This is a genomic window from Thermithiobacillus tepidarius DSM 3134, from assembly GCF_000423825.1.
GTDB lineage: Bacteria > Pseudomonadota > Gammaproteobacteria > Acidithiobacillales > Thermithiobacillaceae > Thermithiobacillus > Thermithiobacillus tepidarius.
In genome coordinates this window covers 146901-164200 of the sequence record NZ_AUIS01000005.1, presented here as the reverse complement: position 1 = coordinate 164200, position 17300 = coordinate 146901, and the positions used below count along the sequence as shown (strand labels likewise).

The window sequence follows — 17300 nt, the reverse complement described above, 5'->3', positions numbered from 1 at the left end:
CAAGCCTCGCGGAGGGCGCCGACCCGGCGGCGTGCGCCGCGAGGCCGGCATCTGATCAGTAGCGGGTGGCGAAGGTGCCGACCAGTTCGTAGACCAGGAACAGGGCCAGCAGCACGGGGAAGGCGCCGCCGAGGATGGAAAGAACGATCTGCCCGGTGGTGGCGGGCTCTTTGACGTCGTGATGATCAGCCATTTTCTGCTCCCAAAGATTGGCAAAAGTCCGCAAGCGGCCGCGGATGCGCCGTATCCGGGCACGTCTGCGGCCGCCTAAAGTTGGATAGAACTTTAAAATAGCAAATTCAGGCGCGCGAGGCAAAGAGCCAGGGAGCCTCCTGGCGGCGCCGGGCCTCGTAGGCGCGGATGGACTCGGCGTGCTGCAGGGTGAGGCCGATGTCGTCCAGGCCGTGCAGCAGATTGTGCCGGTGATGCGGCGCGATCTCGAAGGGATGGACGCCGCCGCCGGGCGTGCGCACTTGCTGCGCCTCCAGATCGACGGTGAGCGCGTAGCCGGGATTGGCCTCCACCTCCTGGAACAGATGGTCGACCACCTCGGCCGGCAGGCGCACGGGCAGGATGCCGTTCTTGAAGCAGTTGTTGTAGAAGATGTCGGCGAAGCTCGGCGCGATGATGGCGCGGATGCCGTAGTCGGCCAGCGCCCAGGGGGCGTGCTCGCGGCTGGAGCCGCAGCCGAAGTTCTCGCGCGCCAGCAGGATCTGCGCGCCCTGGTAGCGGGACTGGTTGAGCACGAAATCCGGGTTGGGCTGGCGACTCTTGGGATCCTGGCCCGGCTCGCCGTGATCCAGATAGCGCCACTCGTCGAAGAGGTTGATCCCGAGCCCGGTGCGCTGGATGGTCTTCAGGAACTGCTTGGGGATGATCGCATCCGTGTCCACGTTGGGACGATCCAGGGGCACCACCAGGGCGGTGAGGGTCGTAAAGGGTTGCATGCTGTCACTCCGGGTTCGCTGGGCGCTATCGTGCGCCTTTGACCTGCAATCCGCTCCCCGGGCGGCGTGATCGCGAGCCAGCTCGCGCCCACGCCACGGTCCCGGAGCCGATCTTGAATTGGGTTATACGGCCTGTTGCTCTTCGTCTTCGAGGCTTTCGAGCGGCTCCCAGGCGCGCACATCCACGAAATGGCCGGCAATGGCCGCGGCGGCGGCCACGGCGGGGCTGACCAGATGGGTGCGTCCGCCCTTGCCCTGGCGGCCTTCGAAGTTGCGGTTGCTGGTGGCGGCGCAACGCTCGCCGGGCTCCAGGCGGTCGGCGTTCATGGCCAGGCACATGGAGCAGCCGGGATCGCGCCACTCGAAGCCGGCCTCCTTGAAGATGCGGTCCAGACCCTCGGCCTCGGCTTGGCGCTTGACCAGGCCCGAGCCGGGCACCACCAGCGCCTGCTTGACGTGGGGCGCCACCTTGTGGCCCTTGGCGACGGCGGCGGCGGCGCGCAGGTCCTCGATGCGGGCATTGGTGCAGGAGCCGATGAAGACCTTGTCGATAGCGATGGCGGTCATGGGGGTGTTGGCTTCCAGACCCATGTAGGCCAGGGCCTGCTCCATGGCGTGCCGGCGCACGGGATCGGGCTCCCGGGCCGGATCGGGCACGCGGTCGTTGATGCCGACCACCATCTCCGGACTGGTGCCCCAGGTGACCTGCGGCTGGATTTCGGCGGCGTCCAGCACCACCTCCCGGTCGAAAACGGCGTCCGGATCGCTGCGCAGCTCGCGCCAGGCAGCCACGGCCTGTTCCCACAGCGCGCCTTGGGGCGCGAAGGGCCGGCCTTTGACGTAGTCGATGGTCTTGTCGTCCACCGCCACCATGCCAGCGCGGGCACCCGCCTCGATGGCCATGTTGCACACGGTCATGCGCCCCTCGATGGAGAGCGCCTCGATGGCCGGGCCGGCGAATTCGATGGTGTAGCCGGTGCCGCCGGCGGTGCCGATCTTGCCGATGACGGCCAGCACGATGTCCTTGGCGGTGCAGCCGGCGGGCAGCTCGCCCTCCACGCGGATGCGCATGGATTTGGTCTTCTGGGTCCACAGGCATTGGGTGGCGAGCACGTGCTCCACCTCGGAGGTGCCGATGCCGAAGGCCAGCGCCCCCAGCGCGCCGTGGGTGGCGGTGTGGGAGTCGCCGCAGACCACGGTCATGCCCGGCAGGGTGAGCCCCTGCTCCGGGGCGATGACGTGGACGATGCCCTGGCGCACATCGCCCATGGCGAACTCTTCGATGCCGAACTCGGCGCAGTTGCGGTCCAGGGTCTCGACCTGCAGGCGCGACACGGGGTCGGCGATGCCCTGTTCACGGCCGATGGTGGGCACGTTGTGGTCGGGCACGGCGACGTTGGCGTCCACGCGCCACGGTTTGCGCCCGGCCACGCGCAGCCCTTCGAAGGCCTGCGGGCTGGTGACCTCGTGGATCAGTTGGCGGTCGATGTAGAGCAGGGTCGCGTCGCCCTCGGTGGCGACCACGTGCTGCTCCCAGATCTTGTCGTAGAGCGTCTTGCCAAGCATGGGGTACTCCGGGGGAAGAATCCAAGAATTATAACGCTTGCGGCGGGTTTGAACAAAGGGGCGGACATGAGCGGCTGGGGCTGCGCTGGCTCGTGGGCGTGCAGGAGCAGGCTGGCCCGCGATGCGCGGGCGGCTGGCATGATTGATCGCGAGCGAACTTGCTCCTACCGCCAATGGCGGCAGCGGGGCTTGGGGTTGGCGGTTTTCACCCCGTTGTCCCGCCGAGCACCGCAACGGCCGCGGGAAACGAGCGAGCGCCTGCCTGAGCGCAGCGATGCAGGAGCGAGCTGGCTCGCTCCTACGGCCAGGGGCGGAACCTGCGATCCTGTCGGGCCATTCCGCCCCCTAAACATCCCCCGGCCGAATCAACGGCAGGCCGCGCTGCTCCCAGGTGTGCAGGCCCCCGGCGACGCAGTAGGCGCGGAGATAGCCCAGGTCGCGCAGGATCTGGGCGGCTTCCAGGCTGCGGTCGCCGCGGGCGCAGAACAGCAGCAGTGCCGTGCCTGCACTGGCATGGTGCATGAGCATGGACAGCAGGGTACGCCGCTCCTGCGGCTCCAGGTGCTCGCCGCCGCTGTCCAGCGGATGCTCACCGAAGCCCGCCAGATGCTGCAGGCAGTCCAGCGGCAACGTGATGGCGCCGGGAATCTGCGCGAACCACTCCCGCTCTTGCGGCAAGCGCACGTCGACGATGACGCCCGCCCCCGCGTTTTGGAGCTCCCACGCCCGGGTCGGGTCCAGATGCAGTTGCTCCGGGTTGAAGCTGTGGGCCAGGGCCGTATCCATCACCTCCTCCTCGAATGGCGAACCATTCAGCAAAGCTCTAATAGTTGTCCGAATCGCTGCTGCCAGACGATGCAAATCACGGTCCGCCGGCACGGCGGCCGCACGCCTGTGGCAACTAAGACTCTGTGGAGGCGATGTTGTTCCTGCGCGACAGGATTCGTCAGCGGTCGACAAGGAGGAGCCCGGCGGGCGGCAGTGGGCAGGCGGCGCCAGTCCGCCCGGGCGCGCATCCGCGGCTCAGGGGAACGGGGCCAAGTCCGGCTGCGTGAGCGCCCGCTCCACTTCGGCCAGCAGCACCTTGCCGTTGAAGGGTTTGCTCAGAAAACCGAAGACGCCGCGGTTGGTGGCGGTGACGGCATCGGGGATGGAGCCGTGGGCGGTCAGCAGGATCACCGGCAGGGAGGGATGCTGGCGATGGATGGCATCGAAGAGGGCCAAGCCGTCCATGCCGCCCATGCGCAGGTCGGTAATGACGAGCTGGGGACGGACGGAGGGCAGGCGGGCCAGGGCCTCCTCGCCGCTGTCGGCCACCACCACGGTGTAACCGGCGGCACCGAGCCGCAGGGACAGGAGGCGGAGCAAGTCGGGATCGTCGTCTACCAGCAAAATGGTCTTTTCATTCATCGTCGCGGGGCCACCCGTCTTTGGATAAGGCTTTTCTCGATGTTCTTCAGGGCTTCCAGTTGCTTTTCCGCGTTTTCCGCCCGTTTCTGCTCCAGCTTCAGCTTCTGCTCCAGCGCGTCATAGCGTTCCTCCTGTTTCTTCTTCTCCGCCGCGCGATCGCTGTTCAGGGCTTCAACCCGCTCGGCCAGGCGCCTGTTCTCCGCGCGCAGGCCGCTGATCCGTTTTTCCTGCCGGCTCGCCTCGGCGGTCACGGTCTCCAGAAATTTCACGAAGTTGGCCAACTCCCGGCTCTGGGTCGCTTCCGGCAGGAAGGCGCCGTTCAGCAGGGCGGCAGCGCGATCGCTGTCCTGGAACGGGGTGCCGGGCAGCATCAGCACCAAGACCAGGCGCAAGCGGTCGGCCGTGGAGCCGGTCTTCAGGAAGCTGCTTTCGGCCAGCACGTACTCGAGCTTCAGCTCTTCGGGCGACAGGGTCCTGATACGATTAAAATAGTCCAAATATGTGGCGGGGTCCTTGTTTTGCTCGAAAATGCGCTGCTGGACCGAGGGCGCCGGCTGCAGGCCGGCGCAGCCGCCCAGCAGGGCGGCAGCCAACAGGGGCAATGCGCGCCAAGCGTGCCTGAAACGGGCCTTCATAGTGTTTCCTTCTCGACGGGCTCTTGATGCAAGGGCAGGGTCACCCGGAAATGGGCCCCGACGGGGGTGCTTTCAATGATCTCGATCCGGCCGTGGTGCGCCAGCACGAACTCCTTGGCGATGGACAAGCCGATGCCGGTGCCCTGCACCGGGCCCTCGGCCACGGCCTGGCCCTGATAGAAGGCATCGAAGAGCTTGTCCTTGTCCGTGGCCGCGATGCCCGGTCCGGTGTCGATCACGTCGATGATGGCGAAGCCCAGCTCCGCGCGTAGGTAGATTTCCACCCGGCCACGCGGGGGACAGTATTTCACCGCGTTGGATACGAGATTGTCCACGACCGTGCGCAGCTTGTCCTGATCCCCCACCAGGCTGATGTCGTCCAGCTCCAGCCCCAGCTGCAACTGCTTGGCCTTGGCGGCCAGCCGGTGCGTCTCGGCCACCGCGGTGATGAGCGCCTTCAGGTGCACCGGGCGCAGCTCCAGGGTGGCGCTGCGGGCCTGGGCCACGCTGAAGTTCAAGAGGTCCTCGATGAGCTTCTGCAGATAAAGGCAATTCTGCTGCAGGATGCCGGCCACCTCGCGCTGCTCGCCGTTGAGCGGGCCGACCACCTCCTCCGCCAGCAGATCGGTGCCTTCGCGCAGGGCGGTCAGCGGCGTCTTGAGCTCGTGGGAGACATGGCGCAGGAACTTGTTCTTTTCCTCCTCCAGATCCAGCAGGCGGCGGCGCAGCCAGTCCAGCCGCTTGCCGACGCTGCGCAAGTCCTCCGGCCCGCTGATGTCGATCTCGTCGGCGAAGCGGCCGTCGCCGAGCTGATGGATGGCCTTGTCGATCTGGCGGATGGGGCGGGTGATCAGGACGGTGAACAGCCCGACGAAGATCAGCGTGCCCGGAATCAGCGCCAGCGCCTGCCAGACCAGGACCTGCTGGGCGCGCAGGGCGGAGCTTTGCATCGCGTCCACCTCGCGGTCGATGAGGCGGTTGCTCTCGGCCAGGATGGCCCGCGCCTGCTCGTTCAGCAGCGCGAAGTCCTGGACCACGGCCGCGCTGATCTCCGCGTCCGGCGGGTTGCTCCGCAAGGTTTCGTGAATGCGCCGCTCCACTTCGACCAGATTCTGCAGCTGGCTGCGTTGCGACTCCTCCAGCGGCAGCTCGTCCAAGCGCAGCACGGTCTGCTGGAACTGGGCGTGGGCGTCCAGGAAGTTGTCCAGGAAGCTGGGATCACCCAGCACCAGATACTGGCGGGCCGAACGCTCCATGGTCCTGACCTGCTCCCCGACCACCTGGCTGTTGCGGATGGCCTGCACCGCCTGGTAGACGGCGCGCTGGCTCTGGCCCGCCAGCCGGTCCACGTAGACCAGCGCCGTAACCAGGGCCAGGATCAGCGGCAGCGACACCAGCGAAAAGCCCACCAGGGTGAGCCTGAGCAGGGACTTGGGACGATAGAAGGTCATGCGGGTGCTTCAGGTCATGCGCACTGCCGGCCCAGCAGCTCTTGCGCGTAGCCCTCCAGCTCGGCGGCGCGATGGGCGGCGGTGTGGCCGGCCAGCACGCGCTCGCGGGCGCGCCGGCCGATGGCCAGGCGTTCCGCCTCGGGCACTTCGCGCAGATAGCCCAGGGTGTCCTCGGGGGCGCGGGCGATGAGGATCTCGCGGTCGAAGGCGAAGAAGGTGTCGAGCCCTTCCCAGTAATCGCTGATGATGGGCACGGCGCAGGCCGCCGCCTCGAAAAGGCGCACGCTGGGCGAGTAGCCCACCCGCACCATGTCCGCCCGCGTGATGTTCAGGGTGAAGCGCTGGGCGTTGTAGAAGGCGCGGTGACGGCTGGGCGGCAGGTGCTCGATGCGCTGCACGTTGGCCGGCCAGAGGATGTCGGCGGGATACTGCGGGCCGGCCACCACGAAGCGGCCGGCGGGCCAGCGTCGCGCCGGCTCGACCAGCAAGCGGTCGAGCGGCGGCTGGCGGTCGGCGCTGTAGGTGCCCATGTAGCCGAGATCCCAGTCGTGGGCGACCGCCTCCGGGTAATAGAGCGCCGGGTCGACGGAGCAGTACAGGGGCCGGGCCATGGACGCGCCGTAGGTCGTTTCGATGTGCTCCAGGATGGGCCCGCCGGTGAAGGACAGATAGAGCTGGTAGCGGGCGATCAGGGCCGGGCTCAGGTACTCCTCATCGCCCTGGGCCAGCTTGGCCAGGGTCACGGGCGTGTCGATGTCGTAGAAGGCGGTGGCGCCGCGGGCCGTGGCCGTGACCCATTCGCCCACCGCCACGCCCTCCGGCACGTAGGAACCCACGATCACCAGATCGGCCTCGCGCACCTCGTCGGCGAAGCGCGCCTTCAGCGTGGCCAGGTCGGGATACAGCTCGGTGCGGCCATAGGGGGGCCGGGGCAGATCGCGGTTGGCCGCGTACCAGGGCACGTCGCGCTCCAGGAAGAGCACCTGGTGACCGCGCCCGACCAGCTCGCGCACCAGCCCGCGGTAGGTGGTGGCGTGGCCGTTGCCCCAGGACGAGGTGATGGACAGACCCAGAATGACGATGCGCAGCGATGCGGGATTCACAGAGCCTCCCCGACGGCCTGGGGCAAGGGGACGGCAGATCTCAGCGTGGCGGGCACCCGGTATTCTCCTCGCTTTGGGGTGGTTGGCTCCGGATTGTAGCGAATCGGACGCTATCTGTCTGTCAGGGTAGCGCAGCGGAGCCGCTTTTGGAAACGGCCGACCAGGCTCGGCCGGGCTTCCCTACCTTCGTCTGATTCAGAGATTAGGCCGGGCAAAGCAGAATAGTCGCCACGAAACGTACTTTCCTGTACCGGCAAAAGCACTGCAGCCGCGCGCTTCCGCCCTCCGCCCGGCAGCCAGGCGCTGCGCGGCCGCATCAAGACACAGCCAGAAATCCGCCGGCACGGCACTGCTCAGGGAGGTTGTCCATGAACGAGCTGCGCTCGTTTGAACCGCACCCGACCCGCGTCATCGCGCCCGCCCAGGGCCCGCTGGGCGTCCTGCTGCCCGGCATGGGCGCGGTGGCGACCACGCTCGTCGCCGGCGTCCATCTCATCAACAAGCGCTTCGCCAAGCCCTACGGCTCGCTGACGCAGATGCAGGAGATCGAGCGGGACGACGGAACCGCCGTGCCGATCAGGGAACTGGTGCCGCTGGCCGCCTTGGACGACCTGGTCTTCGGCGGCTGGGACATCTTCCCGGACAACGCCTACCAGACCGCCTGCGCCGCCGGCGTGCTGTCGCGCGAGATGCTGGCGCCGGTACGCAAGGAGATGGAGCGCCTGCGGCCCTGGCCGGGGGTCTTCGACCAGACCTACGTACGCAACCTGCACGGCACCCACGTGAAGACCGGGCCGAGCAAGATGCACTTGGCCGAGGCGCTGATGCGGGACACGGAAGGCTTCCTGGGCGAGCACGGACTGCAACGCGCGGTGATGCTCTGGTGCGGCTCCACGGAGACCTACCTGCAGCCTAGCCCGGTGCACGAGACGCTGGAGGCCTTCGAGGAAGGCCTGAAGCGGAACGCCCCGGAAATCTCACCGTCCATGATCTACGCCTACGCCGCTCTGATGCAGGGCATCCCCTTCGGCAACGGCGCCCCCAACCTGGCGGTGGACGTGCCGGCGCTGATGGCGCTGGCGGAACGGCGCGGGGTGGCGATCGCCGGCAAGGACCTGAAGACAGGGCAGACGCTGATGAAGACCATCCTGGCCCCCGGCCTGAAGGCGCGCATGCTGGGCCTGAACGGCTGGTTTTCCTCCAACATTCTCGGCAACCGCGACGGCGAGGTGCTGGACGACCCGGGTTCCTTCCGCACCAAGGAGCTGAGCAAGAGCTCCGTGCTCGATGGCATCTTGCAACCGGCGCGCTATCCCGACCTGTACGGCAACTACTATCACAAGGTCCGGATCGAGTACTACCCGCCGCGCGGCGATGCCAAGGAGGGCTGGGACAACATCGACATCTTCGGCTGGCTCGGACAGAGCATGCAGATCAAGGTGGACTTCCTGTGCAAGGACTCGATCCTGGCCGCCCCAGTGGCGCTGGATCTCATCCTGCTGCTGGATCTGGCGCAGCGCGCCGGCCTGGGCGGCATCCAGGACTGGTTGTCCTTCTACTTCAAATCGCCGATGACCGACGCGGGCGTACCGGCCGAGCATGACCTCTTCGTGCAGCACGAACGGCTCATGGAGCGGCTGCGCAGCCTGTCCGCGAGCGCCCTGCTGGATTATCCGCAGGCCTCGCCCTACGAAAGCACGAAGACCGCCGGCGTCTGAACGTCCCCGGCACGAGCCGCCGCGGCGGCGTCTGCCATGACACGAGGAGTGCGGCATGAAGCTGGTGATTTTCGGCCTGACCGTCTCGTCGGCCTGGGCCAACGGTCACGCCACCACCTGGCGCGGCTTGCTCAAGGCCTTGCATCGCGACGGCCATCAGGTCACCTTCTTCGAGCGCGACGTGCCCTATTACGCCGAGAAGCGCGACCTGCCCGATCCGCCGTTCTGCGACCTGGTGCTCTACCCGGACTGGGAAACCGTGCTGCCGCGCGCGCGCGCCGCGCTGCGGGGCGCCGACGTGGCCCTGGTCACCTCCTACTGCGCCGACGGCTTGGCGGCCTGCCGACTGGTGCTCGACAGCGCGCGTCTCCTGCGCGTCTTCTACGACCTGGACACGCCGGTCACCCTGGCCGCCCTGCGCGAACACGGGGTCGCCGTCGCCGACGGGGTGCACTACCTCACTCCGGCGCTGATTCCCGAATTCGACCTTTACCTGTCCTTCACCGGCGGGCCGATGCTGGAGGAGATCAGTACGCGCTGGGGGGCGCGCCGCGCCGCGCCGCTGTACTGTTCCGTGGACCCCGAGCTGCATGCGCCGGTGGCCGCGCCCGATGAGCTGCGCTGCACCCTGGGCTATCTCGGCACCTATGCGCCGGACCGCCAGCCGGCCTTGGAACGGCTGCTCATCGAGCCCGCCCGGCGACGCCCGGACGAGCGTTTCTTCGTGGTCGGCTCCATGTACCCCTGGGGCATCGACTGGCCGGCCAACGTGTGGATGCGCTGGCATCTCGACCCCGCCGAGCACGCGGGCTTCTACTGCGCCAGCCGCCTGACCTTGAACGTCACCCGCGCCGCCATGGCCGAAGTGGGCTACTCGCCCTCGCCGCGCCTCTTCGAGGCCGCCAGTTGCGGCACGCCCATCCTGTCGGATCCGTGGCCGGGCATGGAGCAATTCTTCGCGCCGGGCGAGGAGATCCTGGTGGCGCGCAGCGCCGAGGAGGCCGATGCCATCCTGGGTCTGAGCGACGCCGAGCTGGCACGGGTGGCCGGCGCCGCCCGCGAGCGCACCCTGGCCGAGCATACCGGCGCCAACCGGGCGCGCGAACTGACGGCCCTGTGCGAAGCAACGGAAGCAGCGGCACCCAGCGCGATTTCTTCCTAACCCGCAAAAGGATGGTCATGCCCGACTTACACCCGGACGCGCAAACACCCCTTTCGCATTATCACCTCATCAACGGCTCGCCCGAGCGCCCCGGCGGCACGGTCCGCCTGCTGCACGGGCGCGCCGGACTGGCGCAAGCCGCCGTGCACTGGCAGGCGCTGGAGGCCCACGCCCCGCACATCTTCCAGCGCTACGACTTTGCGCGGGAATGGGCCGCTTTCTTCGGCCTGCACCGCAATCTGGTGCTCATCGAGGCGGAGAACGGCCGCGGCCGCGCCCTGCTGCCCCTGCTGGTGGAACCCTGCGGCAAATGGCCGCGCACTTCCGCCATGCGCCTGTTCAACCGGCTGGGCCCGTCCCGGCGCTATCACGCCCTGATGTACGGCGTGCGCGCCCTGGAACGGCTGGGCATCCGCGCGCGCGGCACCCAATGCCGCCTGATCGGCGAGAACGTCTTCGACGAGATGGATCTGCTGGTCCAGGGCGACGTCCCGGTGGCCGAACTGGCGCAGGGCCTGCGCCGGCTCAACTGCCAACGCCTGATCGTCGACAGCGCCTCGCCGGGCAGCCAGCTGGCGCAAATCCTGCCGCAGCTCTTCGGACGCGTGTTCCAGCGCCGCGCCAAGACCATGCCGCTGCTGCACGCCCGGCGCCTGCAGCTGGAGGCCTTGCGCAAGGCCCATCCGCGCACCGCCAAGGAGCACCGACGCCTGCTGCGCCGCGGCGGCCGGATCCAAGCCGTCCTCGACCGCGGCGAGGCCAGCCGCATCCTGCGCCACGCCTTCGAGCTGAAGCGCGCCCAGCAGCGGCGGCTGGGACGCCCTACCCTCTACGCGGACCGGCGCTACGAACACTGGCTGCTGGGCATGGTCCGGCGCCGCCTGGGCGACTGGGTGCATCTGCTCGTCCTGAGCATCGACGATCAATTCGCCGCCTGCACCGTGTACTTCGACCAGCGGGACTGCTGGCGCGGCTACTTCACCGCCTACGAGCCGCGTTTCGCCAAGCAGTCGCCGGGCACGGTGCTGATGTGGGAGGTGATCGAGCGCGCGGTGGAGCAAAAGCTGCCCGTGCTCAATTTCGGCGCCGGCGAGGACGCACACAAGGCGGCCTGGCAGGACGACGTCCTGCCCCTGATTTCCATTGAAGCAACGGAACTGCGCACGGAGCAGGCCGGCGCGTATCGCCCGGTGCGCGCCGCGCCGGCAGAGCACATGGCGCAGGAAGCCCGCAAGGGATAACGCACGGCGCGATCGACTCAGCGCCGCAGGGTCATCGAGCGAGGAGGCACGCATGCTTGGCATCATTCCCGCCGCCGGGGCCGGCACCCGCATCCAGCCCCTGGCCTTTTCCAAGGAGATGCTGCCGGTGGGCAGCCGCCTGGACGAGCACGGCGTCGAGCGCTCCAAGGCGGTGAGCGAGTACCTGGTGGAGCGCATGATCCTGGCGGGGGCGGAGCGCATCTGCTTCGTCATCTCGCCGGGCAAGACGGACATCATGCAGTACTACGCGCGCCACGCGGAAGCGCGGCGCTTCTGCTATGTGGTGCAGGAGCAGCCGCTGGGCCTCTGCGACGCCTTGTTCCGCGCGGCGGCCATGGGCCACGACGGCGAGGAGGTGCTGATCGGCCTGCCGGACACGGTCTGGTTTCCGGCCGAGGGCCTGGCGCTGCTGCCGGCGGATGAACTGTCCTTTCTGCTCTTTCCGGTGGAGCGGCCCGATCAGTTCGACGCCGTGGTGACCCGCGCGGACGGCAGCGTGGAGGAAATCCAGGTCAAGGCCGCACGCCCGCGCACCCACTGGGTCTGGGGCGCCTTCCGCATGCCGGTGCCGGTATTCCGCGCGCTGCACGCCCTGTGGCAGGAGCCGGGCCGCGGCGACGAATACATCGGCACCCTCGTCAACGAATACCTGCGCCGGGGTGGCCGGGCCGTGGGCGTGCCGGCCGGGGAAAGTTACCACGACGTCGGCACCATCGAGGGCTACCGGGCCGCCATCGCCAGTCTGGCCGGCCGTTCGCCCGTGGTCGCGGCATGATCCGCATCCTGAACGGCCGCAGCGGCTTGGGCGCGCTGCGCGCGCACTGGCAGGCCCTGGAAGCGGCGGCCCCGAGCCTGTTCCAGCGCTACGACCTGGCCCTGGCCTGGTGGCGCGCCTTCGGGGCCGGCCGCGAGCTGGCCGTCATCGAGGCGGAAAACGGCCGCGGCCGCGCTCTGCTGCCCCTGTATCGCGACGGCGAGCGGCTGCGCGTGCTCGGCAGCGGCGCCTTCGACCGGCTCGACATGCTGCTGGAGGGCGAGCCGCCGGTGGCCGACATCGCCCAGGGCATGCGCCGGATCGGCTGCGCCAGCCTGGAGGTGGCGGCGACCAGCGCCGATGGCCCGCTGGCCCGCTGCCTGGCCGCCCTCGACTCGCGCCTGACGCAGGAAGATTTCAGCGCCATGCCGCTGCTGCACACGGGCCGCTGGTCCGCGGCGGATCTGCGCGCGGCGCATCCGCGCAGCGCTTACCGCCACCGCCGCCTGCTGGGGCGCGGCGGACGGGTGCGGGCCCTGCGCGATTACGATGAAGCGCGCGCCCTGCTCGCCGCCGCCTTTCGCCTGAAGCGGGCCAATCTGCAGGCGACAGGCCAGGAGGACCTCTTCGCCGACGGCTGCCATGAGCGCTGGCTGGCGCTCCTGGCACGCCGGCACCTGGGCGGCCTGCTGCGCCTGGAGATCCTGTCCATCGACGGGCGCTTCGCCGCCGCCGTGCTGTACTTCGCCGAGCCGGACTGCTGGCATCTATACTTCACCGTCTACGAGCCGCGTTTCGCCAAGGAGTCGCCGGGCACCGTACTGCTCTGGGACGTGCTCGAGCGTGCCGCGGCGCAGGCGGTGCCAAGGGTCAACTTCCTGACCGGCGAGCAGTGGTACAAGCTGCGCTGGCACGACGACCGCCTGCCGCTGGTGCGCCTGCGCGCCGGGCTCGACCGCGCCGAACGCACAGCGGTTGCCTGCCCATGAAGATCCTGCAGGTCGCCTATCCCTTCGAGCCGGTATCCACCGCCAGCGCCGGCGGCACGGAGCAGATCCTGGCCCTGCTGGATCGCGAGCTGACGGCGCTCGGCCACAAGTCGGTGGTGCTGGCGCGGGCCGGCTCGCGGGTGGCCGGCCGGCTGGTGCCGAGCGCGCCGGCCAACGCCGACTTCGAGACCTCCTGCCGGGCCCACGAAACCGCCCTGAAAAGGCTGCTGGCCCGCGAGCACTTCGATCTCATCCACGACCAGGGCAGCGGCATTCGCCACTGGCCGGGCGGCCCGCCCGTGCTCAGCACCCTGCACCTCACCCGCAGCCTGCTCGGCGAGGCGCCGGCGCTCGGGCCGGGCCGGCACTACAATCTGGTCTCCCGCAGCCAGCGCGCCCAATATGCCGACCACGTCGCCGCCTGGGCGTGGCCGGTCGTTCCCAACGGCATCGACCTGCACCGCTTCCGCCCCGGCGGGCGGCGCGCCGACTTCGCCCTGTGCATCGGCCGCGTCTGCCCGGAAAAGGGCTTTCATCACGCCGTTGCCGCCACGCGCGCGGCCGGCCTGCCGCTGGTCATCGCCGGCAAGGTGTACCGCTTCGACAGCCACGTCCGCTACTTCGACGCCGCCATCCGGCCGCACCTGGGACGGGGCGTGACCTTCATCGACAGCCCCACGGCGGCGCTCAAGCGCGAACTGCTGCGCCGGGCGCGCTGCGTGCTCATTCCGTCGGAGGTGGAGGAGACCAGCTCCCTGGTGGCGATGGAGGCGGCGGCCTGCGGCACGCCGGTGATCTGCTTCCGGCGCGGCGCCCTGCCGGAGGTGGTGGTGGACGGCAAGACGGGCTTCGTGGCGGAAGACGGCATCGCCATGGCGAACGCCCTGGCCCGGCTGGGCGAGATCGACGGCAACGCCTGCCGCCGCCATGCCCAACAGCATTTCTCCAGCCAGCGCATGGCGATGGACTACCTGAGCCTGTATCGGGCGCTGGCCAACTGAGAGGGATCAGTGCAGCGGCACGACCCGGGCGCCGCCCAGCGCTGCGGCGGGCGCGATCCCGTTCTGGAAATCGGCGAAGGCCCGCGCCAGCATGTCGCCGGTGATCGGCCAGCCCCAGGTCTCGTAGAGGGTACGGCCGGCCACCGGGCGGCGGCTGAAATCGTAGGCGGGGGCGCGGCGATAGCGCTCCACGTTGGTGCGGAACATGCCCAGGGTGCTGCTTTGCGAGGCGTAGAGGGCCAGCAGTTCCTTTTTGTAGGCCATCTCGCTGAGGCTCAAGGGCCGCGGGATGCCGGGATCGCGGCCGAGGAAGGAGAGCTGCTGCATGCCGTGGTGGAAGTGGTAGAGGGCGTATTCCCAATGGGCGGCGCCGCTGCGGGCCGCCTGGCGGGCGGCCAGGAAGGCCGCCGCGTCATGGTCCGGATGGCCGCCCTCGTAGGCCGGCGACCAGATCACCTCCGGGCGGACGGCATCGACGATGGCGCCCAGCGCCCGCTCCAGCTGCGCCAGCTCGCGGAAGGCTTCCATGTCCGGCACGTCCAGGAAAAACAGCGCGGCCGGGTCCAGGCCGTAGTGCGCCGCCGCGGCCTGCGCCTCCTGGCGGCGCACGGCCCGGTACGCCTCGGGCGTCATCTCCGCCACCGTCTTGGCGAAGAAGCGGCTGTCGCGCGGCACGCCATCGGTAAGAAAGACCACGGCGGCCGGCCGCCGCTCGCGCAGATAGGCGCCGAGGCCCAAGGCCTCGTCGTCGGGATGAGGGGCGATCACCAGTTCACGTTTTCCAGTCGGCATAGGCGCTCCGTCGTATCCGTACTCGCTTGCAGCATAGCCGCCGTTCGCCTCCGCGCCCATCCGCCGGACGGCCAGGCGGCGGGTAAATAGGACGATGGTTCGTTAAACGGCCGCGCCAATCCTGCTATGGTGTCCGTTCACGCGTGATCCGGGTCATGACCAACACGGGAGGAACCCAGGCCCTATGAGCATTTCGCGAGAGGAGATCGGCAGCAGCTTCGGGATGTCGCAGGCGGCCATCCGCGAGCGCCTGCAGCAGCTCGGCCCCTGGTTTCACAACCTCAACCTCGGCGGCGTCTGGACCGCGCCCGAACACTTCCTGGGGGACTACCCCAACGTCAAGTGGCAGCGCTTCGCCGCGCAGATCCCCGCCGACCTGAGCGGCAAGAGCGTGCTCGACATCGGCTGCAACGGCGGCTTCTACTCCATCGAGATGAAGCGCCGCGGCGCCGAGCGGGTGCTCGCCATCGACACCGAGGACATGTACCTGCACCAGGCGCGCTTCGCGGCCGAGGTCCACGGCCTGGACATCGAGTTCCGCCGGATGAGCGTCTACGAGGTGGACCAGCTCGGCGAGCAGTTCGACTACGTGCTCTTCATGGGCGTGCTCTACCACCTGCGCCACCCCCTGCTGGCCCTGGACAAGATCGCCCCGGTGGTGCGCGAGCGCTTGGTCTTCCAGAGCATGCTGCGCGGTTCGGACCAGGCGACGCCGGTGCCGGAAGACCTGTCCTTCTGGGACACGGCGCCGTTCCAGAGCCCCGATTTCCCCTGCATGTACTTCATCGAAAAGCGCTACGCCGGCGACATCACCAACTGGTGGATTCCCAACCGCGCCGCCGCCGAGGCCATGCTGCGCAGCGCCGGCTTCGAGCTGCTGGAGCACCCGGAAGCCGAGGTATGGATCTGCCGCCCCGTGCCGGCCGAAATCGAAAAACACCAACGCGGCATCTGGTGGGAGGGCGAAGCGTGATCGAGGCCATCAAGTTCTGGAACGAACCCAACAACCTCTCGCACTGGGATTTCCAGATGGACCCCGAGTGGCGGGAATACGCGCGTATGACGCAACTGGCGGCGGAGGCGGTGCACGCTGAATGCCCGGCCCTGACCCGCGTGCTGGGCGGCATCTCGCCCATCGACGAGCGCTTCATCAATCGCCTGAAGGGCTATGGCCTGCTGGAGCACATGGACGTGGTGGCGGTGCATGGCTTTCCGCTGGACTGGAACCACTGGCAGATCAACGAGTGGCCGCAGAAGATCGCGGAGATCGAAGCGGTGGCCGGACTGCCCGTGTGGGTGACGGAGGTAGGGGTGTCCACCTTCGGCGCGGACGAGGTGCAGGTCTTCGGCCTGCAGCGCACCACGGAGCTGCTGCTCGGCCACGTGGAGCGGGTTTTCTGGTACAGTCTGCTGGACCTGCCGCCCGCCTGGGAAGCCACCACGCGCCACAAGGAAAGCGAGGGCAGCGCCTATTACCGCCATTTCTACATGGGCCTGATCCGCGCCGACGGCAGCCCCAAGCCCGCCATCGAGCACTTCAATCCGGCGCTCGGCCTGTGCCAATGGTTCCATTTCGAGGACCACCGCCTGGACTTCGCCGTGGACTGGCTGCGCCGCCTGGGCGTGAAGAAGCTGCGCACCGGCCTGAGCTGGGCCGACTGGCACCGGCCCAACGCCGTGGAGTGGTTCGACCGGCAGATGGACGCCCTGAGCGACTTCGACGTCACCGTCACCCTCTGCTTCACGCCGCCCTCGCGCGGCCGGCGCGAGTGCCACACCAGCCCGCCCCAGGTGCCGGAGGAGTTCGCCGAGTTCGCCGTGCAGATGGTGCGCCGTTACGTGCTGCAGGAAAACCAGGCGCTGCCGCGCCCCAGCCTGGCTCAGTCCGGCTAGCCGGGCCCCCTGCATGACCCGCTTCCTGCTGATCCGCCACGGCCTCACCGAGCACGTGGGCCACGTGCTGAGCGGTCGCCTGCCCGGCGTGCACCTCAACGATGCCGGCCGCCGCCAGGCCGAGGCCCTGGCCGAACGCTTGGCGGGCCTGCCCATCGCCGCCCTCTACAGCAGCCCGCTGGAGCGGGCCCGGGCAACGGCGGCCCCGCTCGCCCGCCGGCTTGGCCAGGAAGTGCGCATCGAGGACGGGCTCAACGAGATCGACATCGGCGCCTGGACCGGCCGCCGCTTCGCCGAGCTGCACGACGACCCGCTCTGGCAGCGCTTCAACCGCTTCCGCAGCGGCACCCGCGCCCCCGGCGGCGAGCTGATGGGCGAGGTGCAGGCGCGCATGGCGGCGACCCTGGAACGGCTGCATGCCAGGCATCCCGACGACTACGTGGCCGTGGTCAGCCACGCCGACCCGCTGCGCGCCGTCCTGCTCCACTACGCCGGCATGCCGCTCGACTTCTTCCTGCGCCTGGAAATCAGCCCCGCCTCCGTCAGCGTGCTCGACCTGCACGACCACGGCGCGGTCATTTTGCGCCTCAACGACAGCGGGGCACTGTCCTGAGCTT

General features: G+C 68.9%; 18 protein-coding genes. 9 read left to right on the top strand and 9 right to left on the bottom strand.

The genetic code is table 11. From position 1 onward, the window contains the following. Positions 1 to 55: 55 nt before the first annotated feature. From G579_RS18960 to G579_RS0103395, 8 genes are all read right to left on the bottom strand, one after another. Positions 56 to 193, bottom strand: a complete 138-nt coding sequence (locus G579_RS18960) for a hypothetical protein (protein WP_155989728.1) — start codon at positions 191 to 193, stop codon at positions 56 to 58. A 106-nt stretch (positions 194 to 299) separates the two neighbouring features. Further along, positions 300 to 947: a 3-isopropylmalate dehydratase small subunit gene (gene leuD / locus G579_RS0103425; protein ID WP_028989057.1), complete on the bottom strand. Its 648-nt coding sequence runs from the start codon at positions 945 to 947 to the stop codon at positions 300 to 302. 123 nt (positions 948 to 1070) lie between these two features. Beyond that, positions 1071 to 2513, bottom strand: a complete 1443-nt coding sequence (leuC, locus tag G579_RS15645; protein ID WP_051180794.1) for a 3-isopropylmalate dehydratase large subunit — start codon at positions 2511 to 2513, stop codon at positions 1071 to 1073. Positions 2514 to 2858: 345 nt separating this feature from the next. Then, positions 2859 to 3299, bottom strand: a complete 441-nt coding sequence (locus tag G579_RS15640) for a rhodanese-like domain-containing protein (protein ID WP_051180793.1) — start codon at positions 3297 to 3299, stop codon at positions 2859 to 2861. A gap of 237 nt (positions 3300 to 3536) precedes the next feature. Then, positions 3537 to 3923: a response regulator gene (locus G579_RS0103410; protein WP_028989056.1), complete on the bottom strand. Its 387-nt coding sequence runs from the start codon at positions 3921 to 3923 to the stop codon at positions 3537 to 3539. After that, positions 3920 to 4558 carry a hypothetical protein gene (locus G579_RS0103405; protein ID WP_028989055.1) on the bottom strand — a complete coding sequence of 213 codons (639 nt, stop codon included), beginning with the start codon at positions 4556 to 4558 and terminating at the stop codon, positions 3920 to 3922. The genes G579_RS0103410 and G579_RS0103405 overlap by 4 nt, the downstream gene beginning before the upstream one ends. Next, the gene (locus tag G579_RS15635; RefSeq protein WP_038017864.1) at positions 4555 to 6009 is read right to left on the bottom strand and encodes a sensor histidine kinase; all 1455 of its coding nucleotides are present in this window, start codon (positions 6007 to 6009) and stop codon (positions 4555 to 4557) included. The genes G579_RS0103405 and G579_RS15635 overlap by 4 nt, the downstream gene beginning before the upstream one ends. A 14-nt stretch (positions 6010 to 6023) precedes the next feature. Continuing rightward, positions 6024 to 7112 carry a CgeB family protein gene (locus G579_RS0103395; RefSeq protein WP_211218642.1) on the bottom strand — a complete coding sequence of 363 codons (1089 nt, stop codon included), beginning with the start codon at positions 7110 to 7112 and terminating at the stop codon, positions 6024 to 6026. 368 nt (positions 7113 to 7480) lie between these two features. Between G579_RS0103395 and G579_RS0103390 the strand changes: the two genes are divergently transcribed. Genes G579_RS0103390 through G579_RS0103365 form a run of 6 tightly spaced genes read left to right on the top strand, consistent with a single transcriptional unit; the run spans position 7481 to position 13998 of the window. Beyond that, entirely contained in the window at positions 7481 to 8830 is a 1350-nt protein-coding gene (locus G579_RS0103390; RefSeq protein WP_028989053.1) for an inositol-3-phosphate synthase, read from the top strand. Positions 8831 to 8885: 55 nt separating this feature from the next. Continuing rightward, on the top strand, positions 8886 to 9992 hold the full coding sequence (locus G579_RS0103385) for a CgeB family protein (protein WP_028989052.1): 1107 nt from the start codon (positions 8886 to 8888) through the stop codon (positions 9990 to 9992). A gap of 17 nt (positions 9993 to 10009) precedes the next feature. Continuing rightward, positions 10010 to 11233: a GNAT family N-acetyltransferase gene (locus G579_RS0103380; RefSeq protein WP_028989051.1), complete on the top strand. Its 1224-nt coding sequence runs from the start codon at positions 10010 to 10012 to the stop codon at positions 11231 to 11233. 52 nt (positions 11234 to 11285) lie between these two features. Next, the gene (locus G579_RS15630; RefSeq protein ID WP_038017861.1) at positions 11286 to 12029 is read left to right on the top strand and encodes a sugar phosphate nucleotidyltransferase; all 744 of its coding nucleotides are present in this window, start codon (positions 11286 to 11288) and stop codon (positions 12027 to 12029) included. Continuing rightward, a complete protein-coding gene (locus tag G579_RS0103370) occupies positions 12026 to 12997 on the top strand; it encodes a GNAT family N-acetyltransferase (RefSeq protein ID WP_028989050.1) in 972 nt (323 codons plus the stop codon). Before G579_RS15630 ends, G579_RS0103370 begins: the two co-directional genes overlap by 4 nt. Further along, complete coding sequence (locus G579_RS0103365; RefSeq protein WP_051180792.1) at positions 12994 to 13998, top strand: glycosyltransferase; 1005 nt, start codon at positions 12994 to 12996, stop codon at positions 13996 to 13998. The genes G579_RS0103370 and G579_RS0103365 overlap by 4 nt, the downstream gene beginning before the upstream one ends. Before the next feature lie 6 nt (positions 13999 to 14004). Here the strand turns inward: G579_RS0103365 and G579_RS15625 are convergent, their stop codons facing one another. Next, positions 14005 to 14790: a PIG-L deacetylase family protein gene (locus G579_RS15625; protein WP_162142965.1), complete on the bottom strand. Its 786-nt coding sequence runs from the start codon at positions 14788 to 14790 to the stop codon at positions 14005 to 14007. 184 nt (positions 14791 to 14974) lie between these two features. Here G579_RS15625 and G579_RS0103355 point away from each other — a divergent pair, with 184 nt between their 5' ends. From G579_RS0103355 to G579_RS0103345, 3 genes are read left to right on the top strand one after another with little or no spacing between them, the layout of a single operon-like run. Then, positions 14975 to 15763 carry a TIGR04290 family methyltransferase gene (locus G579_RS0103355; RefSeq protein WP_051180790.1) on the top strand — a complete coding sequence of 263 codons (789 nt, stop codon included), beginning with the start codon at positions 14975 to 14977 and terminating at the stop codon, positions 15761 to 15763. Beyond that, entirely contained in the window at positions 15760 to 16683 is a 924-nt protein-coding gene (locus G579_RS0103350; RefSeq protein WP_028989047.1) for a glycosyl hydrolase, read from the top strand. Before G579_RS0103355 ends, G579_RS0103350 begins: the two co-directional genes overlap by 4 nt. Before the next feature lie 13 nt (positions 16684 to 16696). Then, positions 16697 to 17296, top strand: coding sequence for a histidine phosphatase family protein (locus tag G579_RS0103345; RefSeq protein WP_028989046.1), 600 nt, complete (start codon positions 16697 to 16699; stop codon positions 17294 to 17296). Positions 17297 to 17300: the final 4 nt, after the last annotated feature.